The sequence below is a fragment of the Myroides phaeus genome (genome assembly GCF_900099675.1).
Classification (GTDB): Bacteria; Bacteroidota; Bacteroidia; order Flavobacteriales; family Flavobacteriaceae; genus Flavobacterium; species Flavobacterium phaeum.
The window spans coordinates 73,770-93,034 of sequence record NZ_FNDQ01000001.1 but is presented as its reverse complement, the minus strand read 5'-3'; the positions used below and the strand labels follow the sequence as shown (position 1 = coordinate 93,034).

20 protein-coding genes are annotated in these 19,265 nt (G+C 31.8%); 17 read left to right on the top strand and 3 right to left on the bottom strand.

Annotated elements, in window-relative coordinates; genetic code table 11:
- Positions 1 to 48 precede the first annotated feature (48 nt).
- From BLT46_RS00370 to BLT46_RS00345, 6 genes are all read left to right on the top strand, one after another.
- Positions 49 to 897 carry a YicC/YloC family endoribonuclease gene (locus BLT46_RS00370; RefSeq protein WP_090404475.1) on the top strand — a complete coding sequence of 283 codons (849 nt, stop codon included), beginning with the start codon at positions 49 to 51 and terminating at the stop codon, positions 895 to 897.
- Between the two features lie 30 nt (positions 898 to 927).
- Entirely contained in the window at positions 928 to 1,497 is a 570-nt protein-coding gene (gene gmk, locus BLT46_RS00365) for a guanylate kinase (RefSeq protein WP_090404473.1), read from the top strand.
- 12 nt (positions 1,498 to 1,509) lie between these two features.
- Positions 1,510 to 2,097, top strand: a complete 588-nt coding sequence (nadD, locus tag BLT46_RS00360) for a nicotinate (nicotinamide) nucleotide adenylyltransferase (protein WP_090404470.1) — start codon at positions 1,510 to 1,512, stop codon at positions 2,095 to 2,097.
- An 83-nt stretch (positions 2,098 to 2,180) separates the two neighbouring features.
- Positions 2,181 to 3,341 carry an iron-containing alcohol dehydrogenase gene (locus BLT46_RS00355; RefSeq protein WP_090404467.1) on the top strand — a complete coding sequence of 387 codons (1,161 nt, stop codon included), beginning with the start codon at positions 2,181 to 2,183 and terminating at the stop codon, positions 3,339 to 3,341.
- A 326-nt stretch (positions 3,342 to 3,667) separates the two neighbouring features.
- Positions 3,668 to 4,663 (top strand): NAD(P)H-dependent glycerol-3-phosphate dehydrogenase, encoded by a 996-nt coding sequence (locus tag BLT46_RS00350; protein WP_090404464.1) that lies wholly within the window; start codon positions 3,668 to 3,670, stop codon positions 4,661 to 4,663.
- Positions 4,664 to 4,862: 199 nt separating this feature from the next.
- Positions 4,863 to 5,846, top strand: a complete 984-nt coding sequence (locus tag BLT46_RS00345; protein WP_090404461.1) for a TerC family protein — start codon at positions 4,863 to 4,865, stop codon at positions 5,844 to 5,846.
- Between the two features lie 47 nt (positions 5,847 to 5,893).
- Here BLT46_RS00345 and BLT46_RS00340 read toward each other — a convergent pair whose 3' ends face one another.
- The 3 genes from BLT46_RS00340 to BLT46_RS00330 all read right to left on the bottom strand — a co-directional run bounded on the left by BLT46_RS00340 (position 5,894) and on the right by BLT46_RS00330 (position 8,650).
- The gene (locus BLT46_RS00340) at positions 5,894 to 7,588 is read right to left on the bottom strand and encodes a glycoside hydrolase family 32 protein (RefSeq protein ID WP_090404458.1); all 1,695 of its coding nucleotides are present in this window, start codon (positions 7,586 to 7,588) and stop codon (positions 5,894 to 5,896) included.
- A gap of 129 nt (positions 7,589 to 7,717) precedes the next feature.
- Positions 7,718 to 8,140, bottom strand: coding sequence for a c-type cytochrome (locus BLT46_RS00335; protein ID WP_090404455.1), 423 nt, complete (start codon positions 8,138 to 8,140; stop codon positions 7,718 to 7,720).
- A 102-nt stretch (positions 8,141 to 8,242) separates the two neighbouring features.
- Positions 8,243 to 8,650 (bottom strand): hypothetical protein, encoded by a 408-nt coding sequence (locus tag BLT46_RS00330; RefSeq protein WP_090404453.1) that lies wholly within the window; start codon positions 8,648 to 8,650, stop codon positions 8,243 to 8,245.
- Positions 8,651 to 8,884: 234 nt separating this feature from the next.
- Between BLT46_RS00330 and BLT46_RS00325 the strand changes: the two genes are divergently transcribed.
- From BLT46_RS00325 to atpA, 11 genes are all read left to right on the top strand, one after another.
- On the top strand, positions 8,885 to 10,357 hold the full coding sequence (locus BLT46_RS00325) for a DUF5687 family protein (protein WP_090404449.1): 1,473 nt from the start codon (positions 8,885 to 8,887) through the stop codon (positions 10,355 to 10,357).
- A gap of 3 nt (positions 10,358 to 10,360) precedes the next feature.
- On the top strand, positions 10,361 to 11,059 hold the full coding sequence (locus BLT46_RS00320) for an ABC transporter ATP-binding protein (RefSeq protein WP_090404445.1): 699 nt from the start codon (positions 10,361 to 10,363) through the stop codon (positions 11,057 to 11,059).
- A gap of 217 nt (positions 11,060 to 11,276) precedes the next feature.
- On the top strand, positions 11,277 to 13,916 hold the full coding sequence (gene porW / locus BLT46_RS00315; RefSeq protein ID WP_245722915.1) for a type IX secretion system periplasmic lipoprotein PorW/SprE: 2,640 nt from the start codon (positions 11,277 to 11,279) through the stop codon (positions 13,914 to 13,916).
- Between the two features lie 29 nt (positions 13,917 to 13,945).
- Positions 13,946 to 14,365 carry a bactofilin family protein gene (locus tag BLT46_RS00310; RefSeq protein ID WP_090404442.1) on the top strand — a complete coding sequence of 140 codons (420 nt, stop codon included), beginning with the start codon at positions 13,946 to 13,948 and terminating at the stop codon, positions 14,363 to 14,365.
- A complete protein-coding gene (locus BLT46_RS00305) occupies positions 14,358 to 14,573 on the top strand; it encodes an AtpZ/AtpI family protein (protein ID WP_090404439.1) in 216 nt (71 codons plus the stop codon). Before BLT46_RS00310 ends, BLT46_RS00305 begins: the two co-directional genes overlap by 8 nt.
- On the top strand, positions 14,573 to 14,971 hold the full coding sequence (locus tag BLT46_RS00300) for a hypothetical protein (protein ID WP_090404437.1): 399 nt from the start codon (positions 14,573 to 14,575) through the stop codon (positions 14,969 to 14,971). Before BLT46_RS00305 ends, BLT46_RS00300 begins: the two co-directional genes overlap by 1 nt.
- 106 nt (positions 14,972 to 15,077) lie before the next feature.
- Complete coding sequence (gene atpB / locus BLT46_RS00295; RefSeq protein WP_090404436.1) at positions 15,078 to 16,241, top strand: F0F1 ATP synthase subunit A; 1,164 nt, start codon at positions 15,078 to 15,080, stop codon at positions 16,239 to 16,241.
- A 55-nt stretch (positions 16,242 to 16,296) separates the two neighbouring features.
- Complete coding sequence (atpE, locus tag BLT46_RS00290; RefSeq protein ID WP_006257837.1) at positions 16,297 to 16,491, top strand: ATP synthase F0 subunit C; 195 nt, start codon at positions 16,297 to 16,299, stop codon at positions 16,489 to 16,491.
- Positions 16,492 to 16,585: 94 nt separating this feature from the next.
- Positions 16,586 to 17,086 (top strand): F0F1 ATP synthase subunit B, encoded by a 501-nt coding sequence (locus BLT46_RS00285; protein WP_090404433.1) that lies wholly within the window; start codon positions 16,586 to 16,588, stop codon positions 17,084 to 17,086.
- A 12-nt stretch (positions 17,087 to 17,098) separates the two neighbouring features.
- Complete coding sequence (atpH, locus tag BLT46_RS00280) at positions 17,099 to 17,635, top strand: ATP synthase F1 subunit delta (RefSeq protein ID WP_090404429.1); 537 nt, start codon at positions 17,099 to 17,101, stop codon at positions 17,633 to 17,635.
- Positions 17,636 to 17,676: 41 nt separating this feature from the next.
- A complete protein-coding gene (gene atpA, locus BLT46_RS00275) occupies positions 17,677 to 19,251 on the top strand; it encodes a F0F1 ATP synthase subunit alpha (protein WP_090404426.1) in 1,575 nt (524 codons plus the stop codon).
- Positions 19,252 to 19,265 lie beyond the last annotated feature (14 nt).

Here is a 19,265-nt window from a genome sequence, read left to right as displayed (position 1 = left end):
GTTTTTCTTACCTTTGCACCTATTATTTTTTAGAATATGATACATTCGATGACAGGGTTTGGTAAAGCGAGTTTGCAGTTACCAACAAAAAAAATCACAGTTGAAGTAAAATCACTTAACAGTAAAAGTTTAGACTTAAATGTACGTTTACCTCAAACTTATAGAGAGAAAGAACTTCCTCTACGCAACATAATTGCACAAGAGTTAGAAAGAGGGAAGGTTGACTTTTCATTGTTTTGCGAGATCACAGCAGAAGAAACTTCAAACAAGATTAATGGCCCGATTGTACTTTCATATATCAATCAAATGAAAGAAATTATTCCAAATGGAGATGCAACAGAATTGATGAAAATGGCTGTTCGTATGCCAGATGCATTGAAAGTAGAACGTGTGGAATTAGATGAGAATGAGTGGACAGAGATTGAAAAAGTAATAAAAGAAGCCATTAGTAATATGAAAGAATTTCGTATTAGTGAAGGAGGGTCATTAGAAGCTGACTTTAGAAAAAGAGTTGCTAATATTCGTGAGTATATGAATGAAGTAGCTGTTCTTGATAGTGAGCGTATCTTAACTGTTAAAGAACGTTTACGTTCTAACTTAGCTGAATTGCAATTGACAATTGATGAGAATCGTTTTGAGCAAGAGGTGATTTACTATCTTGAGAAAATGGATATTACAGAAGAGAAGGTGCGTTTGTCTAAACATTTAGATTACTTTATTGAAACATTAGAAGGAGCTGAAGCGAATGGTCGTAAATTAGGATTCATTGCTCAGGAAATGGGACGTGAGATTAATACGATGGGTTCAAAATCAAATCATGCTGAAATGCAGAAGTTTGTAGTAAGAATGAAAGACGAGTTAGAAAAAATTAAAGAACAAGTATTAAACGTTCTTTAATAGAATATAAAACAAGACGACGCAATATTTATGAAAAAAGGTAAGCTTATAGTATTTTCAGCTCCATCAGGGTCTGGAAAGACTACCATAGTTAGATATTTATTAGAGCAACAAGATTTGAATTTGGCATTCTCTATTTCTTGTACATCTCGTGCGCCGAGAGGTGAAGAAGTACACGGAGAGGACTATTACTTTTTATCTTTAGATGATTTTAAAACGCATATTAAAGGAGAAGATTTCTTAGAATGGGAAGAGGTTTATAGAGATAATTTCTATGGAACTTTAAAATCAGAAGTAGAGAGAATTTGGGCCTTAGGGAAAAATGTTATTTTTGATATTGATGTAGCAGGAGGGTTGCGTATTAAACGTAAGTTTCCAGACGAAACTTTAGCAGTTTTTGTTAAGCCACCAAGTATTGATGAGCTTAAAATTCGCTTAAAGAAACGTTCTACTGAAAGTGAAGATAAAATCAATATGCGTATTGCAAAAGCATCTGTAGAGTTAGCAACAGCACCGCAATTTGATATGATTATCAAAAACTATGATTTAGATACAGCTAAAGAAGAGGCTTATCAATTAGTGAAAGAATTTATTAAATAAGGATTTTAGTTTATGAAGGTTGGATTGTATTTTGGAACTTTTAACCCTATTCACATTGGACATTTAGTTATTGCCAATCACTTAGTTCAGTTTACTGATCTTGATGAGGTTTGGATGGTGGTAACACCACATAGTCCGTTGAAAAAAAAGAAGGGATTGTTAGAAGATTTTCATCGTATGCACATGGTTAATTTAGCAACAGCTGATTATGACCACATCAGACCTTCGGATATAGAATTTAATTTGCCACAACCGAATTATACGGTAAATACAATGGCATATTTGCACGAACGTTTTCCAAAGTATGAGTTTGCTTTAATTATGGGGCAAGATAATTTGGATTCTTTACCGAAATGGAAAAATTATGAAGTATTGTTAGATCGTTATTCTCTTTACGTGTATCCGCGCGTATTTAGTGATAAACAAGAAGACAATCCACTTTTGAGTCATCCAAGTGTACACTTAATTGAAAATGCTCCTATTATGGAGATTTCAGCTACATTTATCAGAGATTCAATTAAAGAAGGTAAAAACGTGCAACCTCTGTTAGATAAAGAGGTGTGGAAATACATTGATCATAATCTATTTTATAAAAAATAAATTATAATAATTATAACGAAGAAAAGGGAATGCTTATGCATTCCTTTTTTTATTTTTATAGTAAATAAAAAAGTAAAGAAGATATGTTGAATTTTGAGTTATATAACCCAACCAGATTGTTATATGGTGAGGGACAAATAGGAGAAATTAAAAATTATATTCCTGCTAATGCTAAGGTATTAATAGCTTATGGAGGAGGAAGTATTTTTAAGAATGGAGTTTACGATCAAGTAAAAGAAGCTTTACAAGGTTTTGATGTTGTGGAATTTGGAGGTATAGAACCTAATCCTCGTTTTGAAACAGTTGTAAAAGCTGTAGATATCATCAAAGCAGAAGGAGTTGATTTCATTCTTGGAGTAGGTGGAGGAAGTGTAATTGATGGTGTTAAGTTTATTTCAGCTGCTGTATATTTTGAAGGAGATCCTATTGCAATAGTTCAAAAGAAAATGAGAGTAGATTGGAAAGCGATGCCTTACGGGGCTATTTTGACTTTACCAGCTACAGGAAGTGAGATGAATTGTGGTGCAGTAGTTACAATTGAAAAGACAAAAGAGAAGTTGTCATTTGAAGGAGAGTCATTATATCCTGTGTTTTCAGTATGTGATCCCAAAGTAATTGCATCTTTACCAGAAAGACAGATAGCAAATGGGTTAGCAGATTCATTTGTACACGTTTTAGAGCAGTACTTGACTTTTCCTCAGAATGCGCCATTACAAGATCGCTTTGCTGAAGGTATTTTAAGTACAGTGATCGAAGTATCAAAACCAATCTTAGAGGACCCAACAAATTATGATGCAGCTAACAATTATATGTGGTGCTGTACAATGGCTTTAAATGGGTTAATTAGCAAGGGGGTTAAAGTGGATTGGGTAACTCATGCTATTGGACATGAATTAACTGCTTTATATGGTATTGATCACGGGCGTACACTTGCGATTATAGGGCCAAACTTATACCGTGTAATGTTTGAAACGAAAAAAGAGAAATTAGCTCAATTAGGTCGACGTGTATTTAATATACAAGGAGATAATGATGATGTAGTGGCTAAAGAAGCAATTGAAGCGATGGTTGAATTCTTCCATTCTTTAGGTATTCAAACTAAAATTTCAGATTATACAGAAGATTTTGAAAAAGCGAGTGCTTTTATCGCTGATAGATTTGCTGAAAGAGGTTGGGTAGCGATGGGAGAAAAGCACAATATTACTGTAGATAAAGTAAAAGAAATAGTAGAATTAAGTTTCTAAAGATATTTTTAGCCTTTCTAAAATAGTTACTCGATTTATTGATCATCTATTATAGAAAGGCTTTTTCTATTGTTGCAACTTGCTTTTAGCTGTTAATATCTTCTAAAAGTACCATTTCAAGGGAATAAATGCTGTTGTTTTAAATTTATGGATTAGATGTATACGAGCATTAAAATTATGATTTAGGTAGTTTTTGTTAATTTTGTTTCAGTATAATCGGGTTTTAGGTTGAATAAAATTAGATTTATTAGCTTAAAAGGGATTTTGTTTTCAATTGTTTGCAATATCTTTTTTACTTACTTTTGACAAAGAAATAATCTTAGAATATGAGTGATTATCCGAAATTTGCGGTTATAGGAGGTGGAAGCTGGGCTACTGCTATTGTAAAAATGCTGAGTGAGAATCTAAATGAAATTGCTTGGTACATGCGTAATGAAACTGCTATTGAAGAAATAAAAGTAAATTATCATAATCCTAATTATTTAAGTTCAGTAGAATTTGACGTTGATCAATTGTTGTTGACTAACGATATCAATAAAGCTGTTTCTTATGCGGACTACGTCATTTTTGCCATTCCATCTGCGTTTTTGACACCAGAAATGGAAAGCTTATACGTTAGTTTAGAGGGGAAAGTTATCATATCTGCAATAAAAGGTATTATACCTGAAACGAGTATGATAGTTGGTGAGCATTTTAATAAAACATATGATATTCCTTATGATAATATTGCTGTAATTACAGGGCCTTGTCACGCTGAGGAAGTTGCTTTAGAACGTTTATCTTACTTGACTATTGCTTGTAGAAATGAAGTACACGCAAAAGTGATTGAAGATTGTTTAAGTAGCCACTACATCAAAGTTAAAGTAACAGATGATATTGTAGGAACGGAATATGCAGCAGTGTTGAAAAATATTTATGCTATTGCTTGTGGTATGGCACACGGTTTAGGGTATGGAGATAACTTCCAAGCTCTATTAATGAGTAACGCTATCCGTGAGATGAAGAAGTTCATTAAGAAAGTACACCGCATGAAGCGAAATATAAATAACTCTGCTTATTTAGGCGATTTACTGGTTACTGGTTACTCTCTGTTTTCTAGAAACAGAATGTTTGGTAACATGATTGGTAAAGGATATACTGTAAAGTCAGCGCAAATGGAGATGAATATGATTGCTGAAGGATATTATGCAACGAAAAGTGCTTATGAGTTAAATAAGAATTTTGGTGCTAAAACACCTATTATCAATGCTGTGTATGATATTTTATACAATGGAAAAGATCCTAAAAAGACATTTAGAAAGTTAACAGAGAAGTTAGATTAAAAATTTTTATTTTTTGTCGTCTTTTTATGATTAACAAAATAGATATACTCAACCTCTTGAATTTCAAGAGGTTGTTTTTTTATAGGGTAGTTTTTACTATCTTGTTATTTTATTTTAACTGATTGATAATTAGTCTATTAAATGTAATTCTCTTGGGGAAAAATATATGTTTTAGTTTTGCCCACATAAACGTAAAAAAATGGATCATTTAATTAATCACCCAGGGCTTTTAGCTGTTTTCGGTGTTGTAGTTTTTGTAATGTTATTATTAGACTTAGGTGTATTTAACCGCCATAGTCATACTGTTTCAACTAAAGAAGCATTGATATGGACTGTTGTATGGGTAGGTCTAGCAATGTGTTTTAGTGGTGTTATCTACTATTATATGGATTTTGAAAACTTTGCACGTTTTCAATCTGCTTATTGGATTGAAAAGGCATTGTCCGTAGATAATCTATTTGTATTCATACTTGTTTTTACCTTTTTTAAAGTTCCAAAGGAATTACATCATCGCGTTCTTTTCTGGGGAATTATAGGGGCTTTAGTTTTTAGAGCTATATTTATTTTCGCAGGAGTAGAAATAATTAATCATACTTACTTACCAGCGATTGAAATTTTTGGCAAGAGTGTAGAAATAAATGTTGTATTAACCATTTTTGGGGTGTTTTTACTTGTTTCAGGTATTAAATCATGGTTTGCTAAAGAAGATCATCACGAAGATGAAGACTTGTCTAAAAACTTTGCTGTACGCATGGTACACAAGTTTTTTAAAGTAAGTAAGGATTATGATGGAGAGAAGTTCTTTACTATTCAAAATGGCGTAAAAATGGTAACCCCATTGTTTGTAGCATTAATGGTTATTGAATTTACAGATTTAATATTTGCTGTAGATAGTATTCCTGCTATTTTTGCGATTGCACCAGACGATCCATTTATCTTATATACATCTAATATATTTGCTATTTTAGGTTTAAGATCACTTTATTTCCTATTGGCTAATTTTATGGATAAGTTCTCTAAATTGAAATATGGATTAGCAATTATATTATCATTTATTGGGGTGAAGATGATTATTTCTCCTTTCATCCATATTGATTCATTAGTGTCGTTATCAGTAATTGCAGGAGTATTGATTTTATCAGTAGTAGCTTCGTTTTTATTCCCTCCAAAGAAAGTAGCGTAAGTTAGAATTATATAAAGAAAAATGTTACCTCAAAGAGGTAACATTTTTTATTTGAGTTTATAAATAGTGAATTTTGTTATATCAATTGATCCATTTTTTACTTCAAGATTGATGGAAGAATATGGTTCAGTAGGGAATATTAAGTTTGTAACAGCTATTCTACCCTTATTGATAAATAATTCTGAAGAAGCTTTATCAATAAATAGTTTTAGCTGATGTTTTATTTGTGAGGGGAAAGGCGCTATGATTTTATCTTTTGCGAAATTTTTGGAAAAATTTATTAGTCCACTTTTACTACGGTCTATAGTCAGTTTTTCATTTTTAATATCAAAGGAGAATAATAAGTTTTCATCTACAGAGTTGCTTAAAGTTAAGTTTACATTTGATGTAGATTGATCTATAATTACAAAGTCTAATAGTATTTCATAAGCCCCTAAGTTATCATCAAAGAAGTAGGGAACAAGTATACTTTTTTGTAGCAATTTACTTTCAATATGAGACTTTTCTGTTCGTAGATACTTTAATTCTTTTATAGGTTGTGTTTTTAAGCAGTAAGAATTACCATTTTTTGCTAATTCAATTGTTCTTGGTAAAGTCATCGCATTTGTAAAGTAATTAGTAGGAATTTCATTAGCATAATCCCAATTGCTCATCCAACCGATGTATGTTGGTTTTTTATTTGGATTGTTGTGCCAAGTTACTCCAGCATAATTATCACGACCATAATCTAACCATAAAGGATAATCTATGTTATCAGGAGTAAATTTATTACCATCGAATTCTCCAATGAAGTATTGTGTTGCATTACCTCCATTAGGTCCTCCTGGATTTATGCTAACAAAAAGAACCCATTTAGTAACCTTGTCATTTGATATTTTGAAAAGGTCTGGACATTCCCAAACTCCTTTATGACAGCCTATGCCTTTTCCAAAAACACTTAGCTTATTCCAGTCTATCAAGTTTTCAGAACCATAAAAAGTTATAGTTTGTCCTGTTGCTAAAGACATTATCCATTTATCTGTTGGTTCATGCCAGAAAAGTTTGGGGTCTCTAAAGTCTTTTTCATTTTCATCTATTAGAATAGGATTATTGGCATAATTTTTAAAAGTCATACCATTGTCAGTGCTAAAAGCTAAGCTTTGAACTTGTTTGTCACCTGCTGAAGTATAGAAAGCACAAATTGTTTTTTTTCCAAAGCAAGCATCATTTTTCTTGTCAATGATTATGCTACCAGAAAATACATCTCCTAAGTCATTTGGAAGTATAGCAGGAGGGTGATTGGTCCAATGAATTAAATCTTGAGAAGTTGCGTGTCCCCAACTCATATTACCCCATTTAATCCCATAAGGATTATATTGATAATACAAATGATAAGATCCATTTTTATAGTATAGTCCATTTGGGTCATTAATCCAGCCAAAAGGAGCAGTAAAGTGATAACGAGGGCGATATTTTTCGTTGTAATTGTAAATATGGTAGGGTCGCTGAAGTATATAGTCGTCAAAGTTTTGATCAAGGGTTGTATTGTATATTGTAAAAATAATTTCTTGTCCTATGTACTTTTTTACATTCACTGCAATATAATATTGTCTGTTTTTAAAAGAGAGTTTTGCTTTGAAAGAAATGAGGGTTTTCTTATTAGAGTTTATGATTTCGATTCTATTTTCTGTTGTATTCTCATCAATTGGAATTAAAAGAAAGTTGTCTATAATTTCAATTGGGATTTCGATAGTCTGTTTCATAGTTTATTTTATATTTGATTAAAATTAATGTTATAAAAATAGTGAAATAAATATGTTTTTGTTTTTTATATGCATAAAAAATGCGTTATAATTAATTATAACGCATTGTGTTTTTAAACAAAGAGATATTTAGTTAATCATTTTTGTTGCTTTGGTATGACCTCTATGACACATAGTACAATTAACAACATTTATCAATTCTGGATTAGGATGATTTTCCCAATTAAAGTTATCAGCATTGATTTTGCGCGTCATTAATATCATTTTTCTCGCAATTTCTTTTTCTTTTTTACTATCATCTGCAAAGTCTAACTTATCTGTGCCTTCAATTGTGATATGGCAGTGACTACATTTTACTCCTAAAGCATCGTTGTATCCACGCATTAAACTTTTTAAACTATCGTTAGAAATATCTTGAGGTAATACCTTTAGATTTTTCCATTCTGATTTAGTTACATTGCTTTCCTTTATTTCTGTATCATTTGTAAAGGCTAAAAGAGCTACTGACAGAATTAGAAAAAAAGAAAGTGTAAATAGATTTCTTGTTTTCATAATTGAATTATTTTGGATGTTATACTAAGTGTCCAAAATAGTCAAAGAAAGCTTTGGATTGAATTTAAATAAGAGTTATAGCCTGTGAAATAGAGTTTAATCTTATTTAGCAGATATTCCTTTTTTCGAAGTAAAAGGTAATTCAGTCAATTTATCTTCTCCAATACTATGTGCTGGGAAAAGATAATTTTTGTCAAATAACTTGCCTTCTTGAAAAAATGTAAGCATAAATGTATTGTCTAATTGAAAGATAGCTTCGTCAAGTAGTTCAACTTTTTGTGATTCATTAGGAGCTAAGCTTTTAAATGCGTGTCTAAATAAGCTTGAGTTTCTTTTTTCTCCTTCAATTGTTCCTTCTGCTTTAGAAACAACCATAATTGCTTCTATTGGTAAAGCAGAGTTATTAAATAAATAAGCATACCAAGAGTCTTGTAAATAATCTTCATTATACTCTTTAATTACTGCTATTTCAATGTCTTTAACGACCGGAATTTCTATGTCTTTTTTCATTATTCTGATTTTGGTGCAAAGATAAAATTATTTGTGATTTATAAATATAGAATAAGAATTGTACTGTTGGCATTATTTTTGGATACCAATATAATATATCATTATGTAGTTTTAGGTTTTTAGATTTTATTTAAAGTCATCTTTATGAATAAGATGACTTTATTTTTTCACTTTTTTTTATTTTTTCTGTAACATTTTTAACAAGTTGTGTACTTATGTAAGAAATGACTAAGTATGATAAAGATGTTTATTGCTTTAGAGAAGAAGAGGAAAAAGAGAGGAAGTACAAGTTCCATTGATACTGTTACCACAATTTTGAAATGGTTGGGAATAGTGTACTTTGGTTTTATTTTCCTGACTTTAGGAATTGCATTAGTAAAATTTATAGAGAAAGAGTTACCAAGTGTAAATCCAATTGAGGTAGCAAGTCAATTTATGATTTATTATTTTATGACTGAGTTTACTATGCGATTTTTTCTTCAAAAATTGCCTGTTGCAAACCTAAAGCCTTTACTCATTGTTTCCATTGCAAGAGACAAAATCATTAAATTTTTCTTAGGTAGAAGCTTTATAAGTGCATTTAATTTTATGCAACTTTTCTTTTTACTTCCCTTTGTCATTATTTGTTGTATTAGAGGTTATGGAATATTGCCCTCTTTAGTGTGGGGAATAGCGATGTATTGTTTAATCGGAACAATGCATTTTCTTATCATTTTAATGGAGTCATATAAGAAGGTATTTTATGTTGTTTTGACGGTTGTTGTTTCATTAGGTATTGCGCAATATTATTCTTTATTTGATATAACAGTATTTACCCAACCTATATTTTATAGTGCCTACAAATATCCACTAACAATTGTAGGGTATATCTTATTGTTTGTTGGAACTGTTTATGCAGCCTATATGTATTATCGTAAGAATATATACTTAGATAGTTTAATTAAGGAGAAAGTAGTAAAGGGCGAAACACAAGAATTAAATTGGCTAAATCGCTTTGGACAACAAGCAATATTCTTAAAGAATGATGTTAAGTTGATCTTGAGAAATAAGCGTGCTAAGACAACTGTTTTAATGAGTGCGTTATTCTTGTTCTATGGTTTTATTTTATTAATGTCAGGACAAGAAGGAAAAGAACCCTTAACAATGTATGTTTTCCTAGCTTATTTTGTAACTGGAGGTTTTTTAATGATGTATGGCCAATATGTACCAAGTTGGGACTCGGCATATTATCCACTACTGATGACACAAAATGTGAAGTATATAGATTATATAAAATCAAAGTGGTTAATGATTGTGTTAGGTACTGCAATTTCTACTCTATGTGGTACGATGTACATCATCAAGAGTATGAATTTGTTTTATATGATTTTAGCGGTAGGTGTTTTTAATATAGGTATTTCAAGTTTCATTGTTATGATTGGAGGAGCTTTTATGAAATCACCAGTAGATTTAACTGCAAACAAGAATGTTTTTGGAGATAAGAATGCCTTTAATCTTCGCGTTATTGCAGTTTCAATACCACAATTAGTGTTGCCAATCGTTTTATTTTGGATTGGTAATTTGAGTTTTGGTTTTAATGGAGGAATTGGAATATTGGTATTGTTTGGTGTTTTAGGAATTATTTTTAGAAAACATCTTTTTAACCAAATTATCAAATTATATAAAAAGGAAAAGTATAGTGCTATTCAAGCGTATAAAAAAAATTAGGTTATGATTACTGTAAATAATATAAGTAAAAGTTACAACGGAAAAGAGGTCTTAAACATAGACCACTTAAAAATTCCAGCGGGACAAAGTATTGGATTAGTTGGAAATAATGGCGCAGGAAAGACAACTCTGTTTAGTTTGTTATTAGATTTAATTCAGCCGTCAACAGGGAATATCTTGTCAAAGGAAGTAAATGTTAGTGATTCTGAAACTTGGAAATCATATACTTCAGCTTTTTTAGATGAGTCATTTTTAATTGGTTATTTAACAGCGGAAGAGTATTTCTCTTTTGTAGGAGAATTAAAAGGATTGTCAAAAGAACAGATTGTAGAGCAAGTAGGGCAGTATACTTTCTTTTTTAATGAAGAAGTATTAAATCAGCGCAAATATGTTCGTGATTTTTCTAAAGGGAATCAGAAGAAAATAGGAATTGTGGCGGCTTTTTTAGGAAGTCCAGAATTGGTGATTCTTGATGAGCCTTTTGCGAATTTAGATCCTACTACACAAATTAGATTAAAAGAGTTAGTAAAACAAAAAATAGAAGAAGGGAATGTTACGATAATTATTTCAAGCCACGATTTACAACATACGTTTGAAGTATCTGATCGCATCATCGCGTTAGAAAAAGGTCGTGTTAAAAAAGATGTATTGACTTCCGAATTGTCTTTACAAGAGTTGGAGGCCTTTTTCCAAAATAGTTAGATTGAATTTTGAATTAGTTAGTTAAAGCTTCTGCAAACATTGTTTGTAGGAGCTTTTTTTATGTCTTTAAACCATTAAATTTGATTTAAGTGATAATAGAAGATTTATGCTTCTTTCTTTTAAAAAGAATTAATTTTATTGTGAAAAGTAATGTATTTTTACATTTCGTTGAATACTAAAACGAAGAGAAGCAAGTTTTAAAGTAAAAGCTGAAATTTTGAAAGTCAATTTTATTAAATATTTATCGGTAGTTGTATTGCTCTTAGTAGGAATGGCTTGCTCTGTAAAAAAGGATAAATTAATCAATAGAGGGTACCACGCAATGACTACGCGTTATAATATCTTATATAATGGAGAGTTAGCTTATGAAGACGCTCTAATCAGTTTAAAAGAAGGGTATTTTGACGATTTTTGGAACATTTTACCTATAGAGCGAATTGACATTAAAGTTGATCCTGATAAAGAGTTTAAAACAGGCCGTTCACTTGATTCTAAGCAAGGCTCTCTTTTAGAAAACTTGCAAATTGATGGTAAAAGTGTAGAAGTAGAGGATAGTGGAACTGGATTTGAAAGAGCAGAGGATAAGGCTGCTAAAGCTATTCAAAAGCATTCTATGTATATCAAGGGTAGAGAACGCAATAGTCAAATGGATGAGGCTTATCTTTTATTAGGAAAAGCAAGGTATTATGATGGGAGGTTTATTCCTGCTTTAGAGGCATTTAATTATATTTTGTATAAGTACCCAGATAGTGATAAAATTGATCAAGCAACAGTGTGGAGAGAGAAAACCAATGTACGTCTTACTTATGATGATATTGCAATTAAGAATTTAAAAGAGTTGTTGCGAAGTAAGAAGGATAAATTAAAGAAACAAGTAGTGGCTGATGCTAATGCCACTTTAGCACAAGCATATATTAATATAGAAGATTATGCAAGTGCAATAGCACCGTTAATTAATGCAATTGATTTAACGAAGGATAAAGAAGAATATTCACGCTATAAGTTTATTCTGGGACAGCTATACGGCAAATTAGGGCGAAAAGCTGAAGCAGGAAAAGTATTTCAAGAAGTAATAGACTTAAATCGCAAGAGTCCACGTTCTTATGTTATTCATTCTCACGCCCAACAATTTGAGATGGGGACTATTAATATTATAGATACTTTAAGCTTCTTAAAGAAGTATAAAAAACTACTCAGTGATCGTGAAAATAGACCTTTTTTAGATGTTTTGAATAGGCAAGTAGGGTTATTCTATGATCAAATAGAAAATAGTTCAAAAGCTTTAGAGTACTTAAAGGAGGCAGTTAAAAGTAGTAAAGGAGATGAGCAATTAAAAGGTAAAAACTATATTAATATAGCAGAGATTTATTTTAATAATGCTGGTTATGCTTTATCAGGACAATATTATGATAGTGCTTTATCAATTTTGCCTGAAAAAGCAAAAGAACGTTTTAGAATAACAAAACGAAGAGATGCCTTAAGAGATGTTGTTGCTTATGAAAAAGTTGCAAGTACTAATGATAGTATTCTGCGATTAGTAGCTATGAATGAAGATCAACGTATTAGTTATTTTAAAAATTATATAGAAGAGCTGAGAAAGAGTGATTTTAGAAAATTACAAGCGAACTTGAAAGGAAAGAAAAATCAGGATTATTTCAATATGGCTAATTTTGGAGAGGCTGTAAGTGAAGCATATGATTTAAAGAATACTGGTTTTGGAGGAGGGAAATCGTCTTATTACTTTTATTCTACACAAGCAACTTCGTATGGAAAAATAGAATTCAAAAAGAAATGGGGTAATAGGCCTTTGAGAGATAATTGGAGATGGAGTAGTACTGATTTTAGTGAAGACTTAGCTTCAAGTCAAAAAGAAGTGATTGAGGAGAAGAATAAAAATATTGATATTCACACAGACTTTGTTGATACACGTTATGAAATAAACTCATATGTGGAAAAAATACCTACTGACGCTAAGGAGATTGCTCTATTGAAGAAAGATCGTGATTTTGCCTATTTTCAATTAGGTTCTATGTATTTTGATCGTTTTAAAAAGCATCAAATAGCAAGTGAAAAGTTAGAGTCTTTATTGACTTTTGATCCCGCTGAAAGACTAATATTGCCAAGTTTATATAAGTTGTTTAAGATTTATAGTGAGATAGATAGTAATAAAGCAACGATGATTAAAGATCGTATTGTTACGGGATATCCTAATTCAAGATATGCTAAGTTGTTACAGAATTTGTCAAGTGATAAAATAGACGATTTATCGCCAGAGCAAGTATATGCAACAGTTTATAAATTGTATAATGAGGGCGATTATAAAGGAACTTATCGTGCTATAGAAAATGCGTTGGAGAGGTATGACGATGAAGGTTATGTGGGTAAGTTAGAATTACTAAAAGCAAATGTGATAGGTAATATTAATGGTTTAGAAGCTTATAAAGAAGCGTTGAATTATGTAGCATTGACGTATAGTTCTTCTCTTGAAGGGAGGGAAGCAAATAAAATATTAGAGACAATCATTCCTGTATTAGAGAGCAAAAAGTTTTCTGATAAGCCATCTAAAAGTTGGAAAGTTGTGCTTTTAGTAGAGGATAAAAATAGTCCGGCTAATCAATTAATGAGTCGTAAGCTTATTCAATATGCAAATCAGAATAGCAGTAGAGGTATAAAATACTCGGAAGATTTATATAATAGCAGACATGAGTTTTTTGTATTGCATGGTTTTAAAACGAAAGAAGAGGCAATTAGTATTGCATCTATGTTTGGCTCTGACAGTAAACCAATTAATTCAGAAAACTATGGATTAGTGCAAATTAAAAAGAATTGGCAGGAATATTTGAGTTTTGAAAAATAGACCAACAGGAATTTAAAAAGAGTAGTATTATGTTTCAAAAAACAAAAAATGGTTCTATAGATCAATTAGGTAGAACAAATAGAATTATAGAAGAAACTATTATTAAGGGAGATATAGAATCTATAACTGATCTTCGTTTAGATGGGGTTTTATATGGTAATTTAAAAGTAAAAGGAAGGGTTGTTGTAGGACCTAAAGCTCAGGTTTATGGCAATATAGAGTGTGATAATGCTGATATTGAAGGGTTTGTTGAGGGCAAGATGCTCGTGAATGATTTACTTCATATTACAGAGTCAGCTACTATAAAAGGAGATTTGTTTGTGGGTCGATTATCTGTTACCCCAGGGGCAGTTGTGGAAGCAAAATGTGATATGAGTAATGCCGTTGGAACGCTGGGTAAAAAAGATGAAAAAGACGAATCAAAGAAGAAAGTAAGTAAAGGTGAGTAAGAATTTAGGACCAAATAAATGGTTAAGTTTGATTACAATGCCATTTCAAATGGGAATTACTATTTATTTGTTTCATATATTTGGCACCTGGTTAGATGAAAAATATTCTTTTCCAGATGGGGTGGCAAATAAAATTTGTACTTTATTAGGAGTAGGAGTAGCTTTGTACCAAGTAATAAAACAAGTAAATAAAATAAATAAAAATTAATGGACAAAGGAATACTAAGTACTGGTGTCAAGCTAAGTATTGTGCTTTTAATCTGTTTTGGATTGCACTTTGCGATTTTCTCTTTTACAAATTTTGGAGAATCTTTTCAAAGTTTAGGATACTCTTTAGTGAGTTTTTATGGCTTCGAATATATTTTCTCAATAGCGAGTTTATTTGCCTTAGTAGGAATCAAAAATAGTATGCCAAATAATTTAGGTTATGTATTCCTAGGCTTGATTACACTGCGTTTGTTCGCAAGTTATCTGTTTGCAAGAACTGGATTAGATAGTGAACAAGTTGATGAGATTTTTAAGTATAATTTTCTCTTAATAGTGTTGATTTACTTGGCTGGAGACGCATTCATAGGGTATAGTATTTTAAACAAGAAGGTTAGCTAACCAAAAAGTTAATAAAAAAAAGTTTCGCAAGAAGGTATGATTATCTAAGATTTATTGTACTTTTGCACAAAATTTTAAGAACCACAAATATTCAAGAAGTTAAGGTATGGTGACTCTGAAGACATCACTGAATTTATTAGCAGCTGTTATTTTTACAGCAACGTCGGTATTTTCACACGCACAAACGACTACTCAAGAACTTGGAGAATCTATCCAACAAACTGAGCAATCTGTTGAAGACACTTTAAGCAGCGAAGAGCATGCTGTTGAAAAAACTCAACAAGAGAAAGTGAATGAGCATATTCAACATCACTTAGCAGATGATTATTCGTTTATTTTCTTCTCTGATGAAGAAACAGGAAAAAATTACGGTTTTTCACTACCAGTAATTTTATTTGATAATGGACTTAAAATCTTTATGTCTTCTGAATTTGATTACGGAAACAAAGTAGTTGAAAAAGACGGAGAGTTTTATAAGCTTTATCACGGGAAAATCTACAAAACTGATGCTGAAGGAACAATCACTTACGATGAAACACATCATCCTGTAAATGAGAAGCCTTGGGATTTTTCTATCACTAAAAACGTAGCATCATTATTTTTTACTACAATATTAATTTTTGTAATGTTTTTAGGATTGGCTAAAACGTACAAAAAAGGTCCAAATAACTTACCTAAAGGATTCTCAAGAGTACTTGAACCATTAGTAATTTATGTTCGTGACGAAATGGCTATGCCTAATATTGGAAAAGCTAAATACAAAAAGTTTATGCCGTTCTTGTTAACAGTATTCTTTTTGATTTTTATCTTGAACTTATTAGGGTTAACACCACTTGGTTTTAACGTTACTGGTAGTATTTCAGTTACAGCATGTTTAGCAATCGTAACATTTATTATTACGCAGTTCTCAGCAAACAAAGATTATTGGAAACATATGTTCTGGATGCCAGGAGTACCAGTTCCAATGAAAATTATGTTAGCACCAATCGAAGTATTAGGAGCATTGATTAAACCTTTCTCATTAATGGTTCGTTTATTTGCAAACATTACGGCTGGTCACTCAGTAGTATTTGGATTAATTGCTATTATTTTTGTGATGAAAGAAGCTTTAGGAACAGTAGGAGCAACTTCAATCGGATTCTTTTTATCAACTTTCTTAGTTGTATTAGAGATCTTAGTAGCTTTCTTACAAGCTTTCATCTTTACAATGTTATCATCTTTATTCATTGGAATGGCAGTGCAAGAGCACGAGCATGATGAAGCACATTAATCAATAGAAAAAGTAGAATAAAAATAAATTTGTTTAATTATATAAATCAATCACTATGACATTACCAAACATTATTGGTGCAGGTTTAATCGTAATCGGAGCTGGTTACGGATTAGGAAAAATCGGTTCTTCTGCAATGGACGCTATCGCTCGTCAACCAGAAGCTGCTGGAAAAATCCAAACTGCAATGATCATTATTGGAGCTTTATTAGAAGGTTTAGCATTCGGTGCTTTAATCTTAGGTAAATAGTCCAAGACAATTAAAAGAGTTTATCTGCGACGGTTGGTTGCAGATAAACTTCTTAATTAAACAAAATAGGTATTAAAAAGTATAATTTTAGATAATGGATAAGTTAATTAACGATTTCAGTTTTGGATTATTTTTCTGGCAATTAATCATCTTAGTTGTGTTAATTGTAGTCTTAGGAAAATTCGCGTGGAAACCAATTGTAAATGCTTTAGAGGCTCGTGAAGAGGGTATCGCTGATGCATTAGCAGCTGCAGAAAACGCTAAAAGAGAAATGGCTAATTTAAAAGCAGATAACGAAAAGTTATTAGCTGAAGCACGTGTAGAACGTGATTCTTTAATTAAAGAAGCTCGCGAGATAAAAGAAAAGATGCTTGCTGATGCTAAAGCTGAAGGTGAAGCACAAGGAGAGAAAATGATTTCTCAAGCTAAAGCTGTAATTGCAAGTGAAAAAGCTGCAGCAGTAGTAGACTTGAAAAACCAATTTGCTTCAATTTCAATTGAAATCGCTGAAAAATTATTGAAAGAACAATTAGCTAACAAAGAAGCTCAAACTGCATTGGTTGAGAAAATGTTAGACGATGTTAAATTAAACTAATAAAAGATCATTATGGTAGGCACTAGAGCAGCTGCAAGATATGCAAAAGCAATGCTAGAGATTTCTTGTGAAAAGGGAAATTCAGAAGCTATTAATAGTGATATGATCTTAATCTCTAATTCTATATCTCAAAGTGAAGAATTGAAAGTTTTTCTAAACAATCCAATTGTAAATGATGAGATTAAATTCAACGCTTTAAACGAAGTGTTTGCTTCAGTATCTGAGGTAACGAAAGAATTGTTTAAGTTACTTAAAACAAATAGTAGATTCGAAATTTTAGAAGCTATTACTGTTGAGTTCCAAAAACAATACGATGTTTTGAAAGGAATAATAAAAGTGGTTGTTACAACTGCTGTTCCTATGGACGAAGTATTAGAGAAAAAAGTTTTATCTAAAGTTCAAAGCTTAACTCCAGCAAAAGAAATTATTTTAACTAATGAAGTTGATTCTGCTATTTTAGGAGGATTCATCCTTAGAATTGGAGATAAGCAATATAATGCTTCAGTTGCGAATCAATTACAAGTTTTAAAAAGAGAATTAATTAATTAAAAAATCACCGCACGAATGTTCGTGTATAAACATAGATAAAAATGGCGGAAATTAAACCAGCTGAAATATCAGCGATTTTAAAGAAACAGTTATCTGGATTTAGCTCTGCAGCTTCTTTAGAGGAAGTTGGAACTGTATTAGAAGTAGGAGATGGTGTTGCTCGTGTTTACGGGTTAACAAATGCAGAATACGGGGAGCTTGTTGTATTTGACAATGGACTAGAAGCTATGGTACAAAACCTTGAACAAGACAATGTTGGTATTGTATTATTAGGAGCTGCTGTTGGTATTAAAGAAGGTTCTACTGTAAAAAGAACAGGTCGTATCGCTTCATTGAAAGTTGGAGAGAAAATGGTAGGTCGTGTTGTTAATACTTTAGGATTACCAATTGATGGTAAAGGTGCTATCGAAGGTGATTTATATGAAATGCCACTTGAGAGAAAAGCTCCTGGGGTTATTTATCGTCAACCAGTTACTGAACCATTACAAACAGGTATTAAATCTGTTGATGCCATGATTCCAATTGGACGTGGACAACGTGAGTTAGTTATTGGTGACCGTCAAACTGGTAAAACTACTGTATGTATTGATACCATTTTGAATCAAAAAGAATTTTATGATGCTGGGCAACCAGTATACTGTATTTATGTAGCTATTGGACAAAAAGCTTCTACTGTTGCAGGAATTGCAAAAACTTTAGAAGATAAAGGTGCAATGGATTATTCAATTATCGTTGCTGCAAATGCTTCTGATCCTGCTCCAATGCAAGTTTACGCTGCAATGGCTGGTGCTGCGATTGGTGAGTATTTCCGTGACACAGGACGTCCTGCATTAATCATTTATGATGATTTATCTAAGCAAGCTGTTGCTTACCGTGAGATGTCATTAATTTTACGTCGTCCACCAGGACGTGAGGCGTACCCTGGTGACGTTTTCTATTTACACTCAAGATTATTAGAGCGTGCTGCACGTGTTATTGGTGATGATGAAATCGCTAAGAACATGAACGATTTACCAGAATCTATTAAACCTTTCGTTAAAGGGGGTGGTTCTTTAACTGCTTTACCTATTATCGAAACTCAAGCTGGTGACGTTTCTGCATATATTCCAACTAACGTAATTTCTATTACTGATGGACAGATTTTCTTAGAATCTGATTTATTCAACTCTGGTGTTCGTCCTGCTATTAACGTTGGTATTTCTGTATCTCGTGTTGGAGGTTCTGCTCAAATTAAATCAATGAAAAAAGTAGCTGGTACTTTAAAACTGGACCAAGCTCAATTCCGTGAATTGGAAGCTTTTGCTAAGTTTGGTTCTGATTTAGATGCTGCTACTATGAACGTTATCTCTAAAGGACAACGTAACGTAGAGATCTTAAAACAAGCTGTAAATGATCCATATACAGTTGAAGATCAAGTTGCAATTATCTATGCAGGTTCTAAAAACCTTTTAAGAAACGTTCCTGTTTCTAAAGTGAAAGAATTTGAAAAAGAGTACTTAGAGGCTTTAAACTCTCGTCATAGAGATGTTTTAAATCAATTAAAAGCTGGTAAGTTTAATGATGAACTTACAGGAGTACTTGAAAAAGTAGCTAAAGAAGTTTCTGCAAAATATTAAAAAATTATATCTAT

Bases quoted from the DNA above. Each gene is read 5' to 3' on its own strand.
- BLT46_RS00370 (WP_090404475.1), top strand. From the start codon at position 49: ATGACAGGGTTTGGTAAAGCGAGTTTGCAGTTACCAACAAAAAAAATC.
- gmk (WP_090404473.1), top strand. From the start codon at position 928: ATGAAAAAAGGTAAGCTTATAGTATTTTCAGCTCCATCAGGGTCTGGA.
- nadD (WP_090404470.1), top strand. From the start codon at position 1,510: ATGAAGGTTGGATTGTATTTTGGAACTTTTAACCCTATTCACATTGGA.
- BLT46_RS00355 (WP_090404467.1), top strand. From the start codon at position 2,181: ATGTTGAATTTTGAGTTATATAACCCAACCAGATTGTTATATGGTGAG.
- BLT46_RS00350 (WP_090404464.1), top strand. From the start codon at position 3,668: ATGAGTGATTATCCGAAATTTGCGGTTATAGGAGGTGGAAGCTGGGCT.
- BLT46_RS00345 (WP_090404461.1), top strand. From the start codon at position 4,863: ATGGATCATTTAATTAATCACCCAGGGCTTTTAGCTGTTTTCGGTGTT.
- BLT46_RS00340 (WP_090404458.1), bottom strand. From the start codon at position 7,588: ATGAAACAGACTATCGAAATCCCAATTGAAATTATAGACAACTTTCTT.
- BLT46_RS00335 (WP_090404455.1), bottom strand. From the start codon at position 8,140: ATGAAAACAAGAAATCTATTTACACTTTCTTTTTTTCTAATTCTGTCA.
- BLT46_RS00330 (WP_090404453.1), bottom strand. From the start codon at position 8,650: ATGAAAAAAGACATAGAAATTCCGGTCGTTAAAGACATTGAAATAGCA.
- BLT46_RS00325 (WP_090404449.1), top strand. From the start codon at position 8,885: ATGATAAAGATGTTTATTGCTTTAGAGAAGAAGAGGAAAAAGAGAGGA.
- BLT46_RS00320 (WP_090404445.1), top strand. From the start codon at position 10,361: ATGATTACTGTAAATAATATAAGTAAAAGTTACAACGGAAAAGAGGTC.
- BLT46_RS00310 (WP_090404442.1), top strand. From the start codon at position 13,946: ATGTTTCAAAAAACAAAAAATGGTTCTATAGATCAATTAGGTAGAACA.
- BLT46_RS00300 (WP_090404437.1), top strand. From the start codon at position 14,573: ATGGACAAAGGAATACTAAGTACTGGTGTCAAGCTAAGTATTGTGCTT.
- atpB (WP_090404436.1), top strand. From the start codon at position 15,078: ATGGTGACTCTGAAGACATCACTGAATTTATTAGCAGCTGTTATTTTT.
- atpE (WP_006257837.1), top strand. From the start codon at position 16,297: ATGACATTACCAAACATTATTGGTGCAGGTTTAATCGTAATCGGAGCT.
- BLT46_RS00285 (WP_090404433.1), top strand. From the start codon at position 16,586: ATGGATAAGTTAATTAACGATTTCAGTTTTGGATTATTTTTCTGGCAA.
- atpH (WP_090404429.1), top strand. From the start codon at position 17,099: ATGGTAGGCACTAGAGCAGCTGCAAGATATGCAAAAGCAATGCTAGAG.
- atpA (WP_090404426.1), top strand. From the start codon at position 17,677: ATGGCGGAAATTAAACCAGCTGAAATATCAGCGATTTTAAAGAAACAG.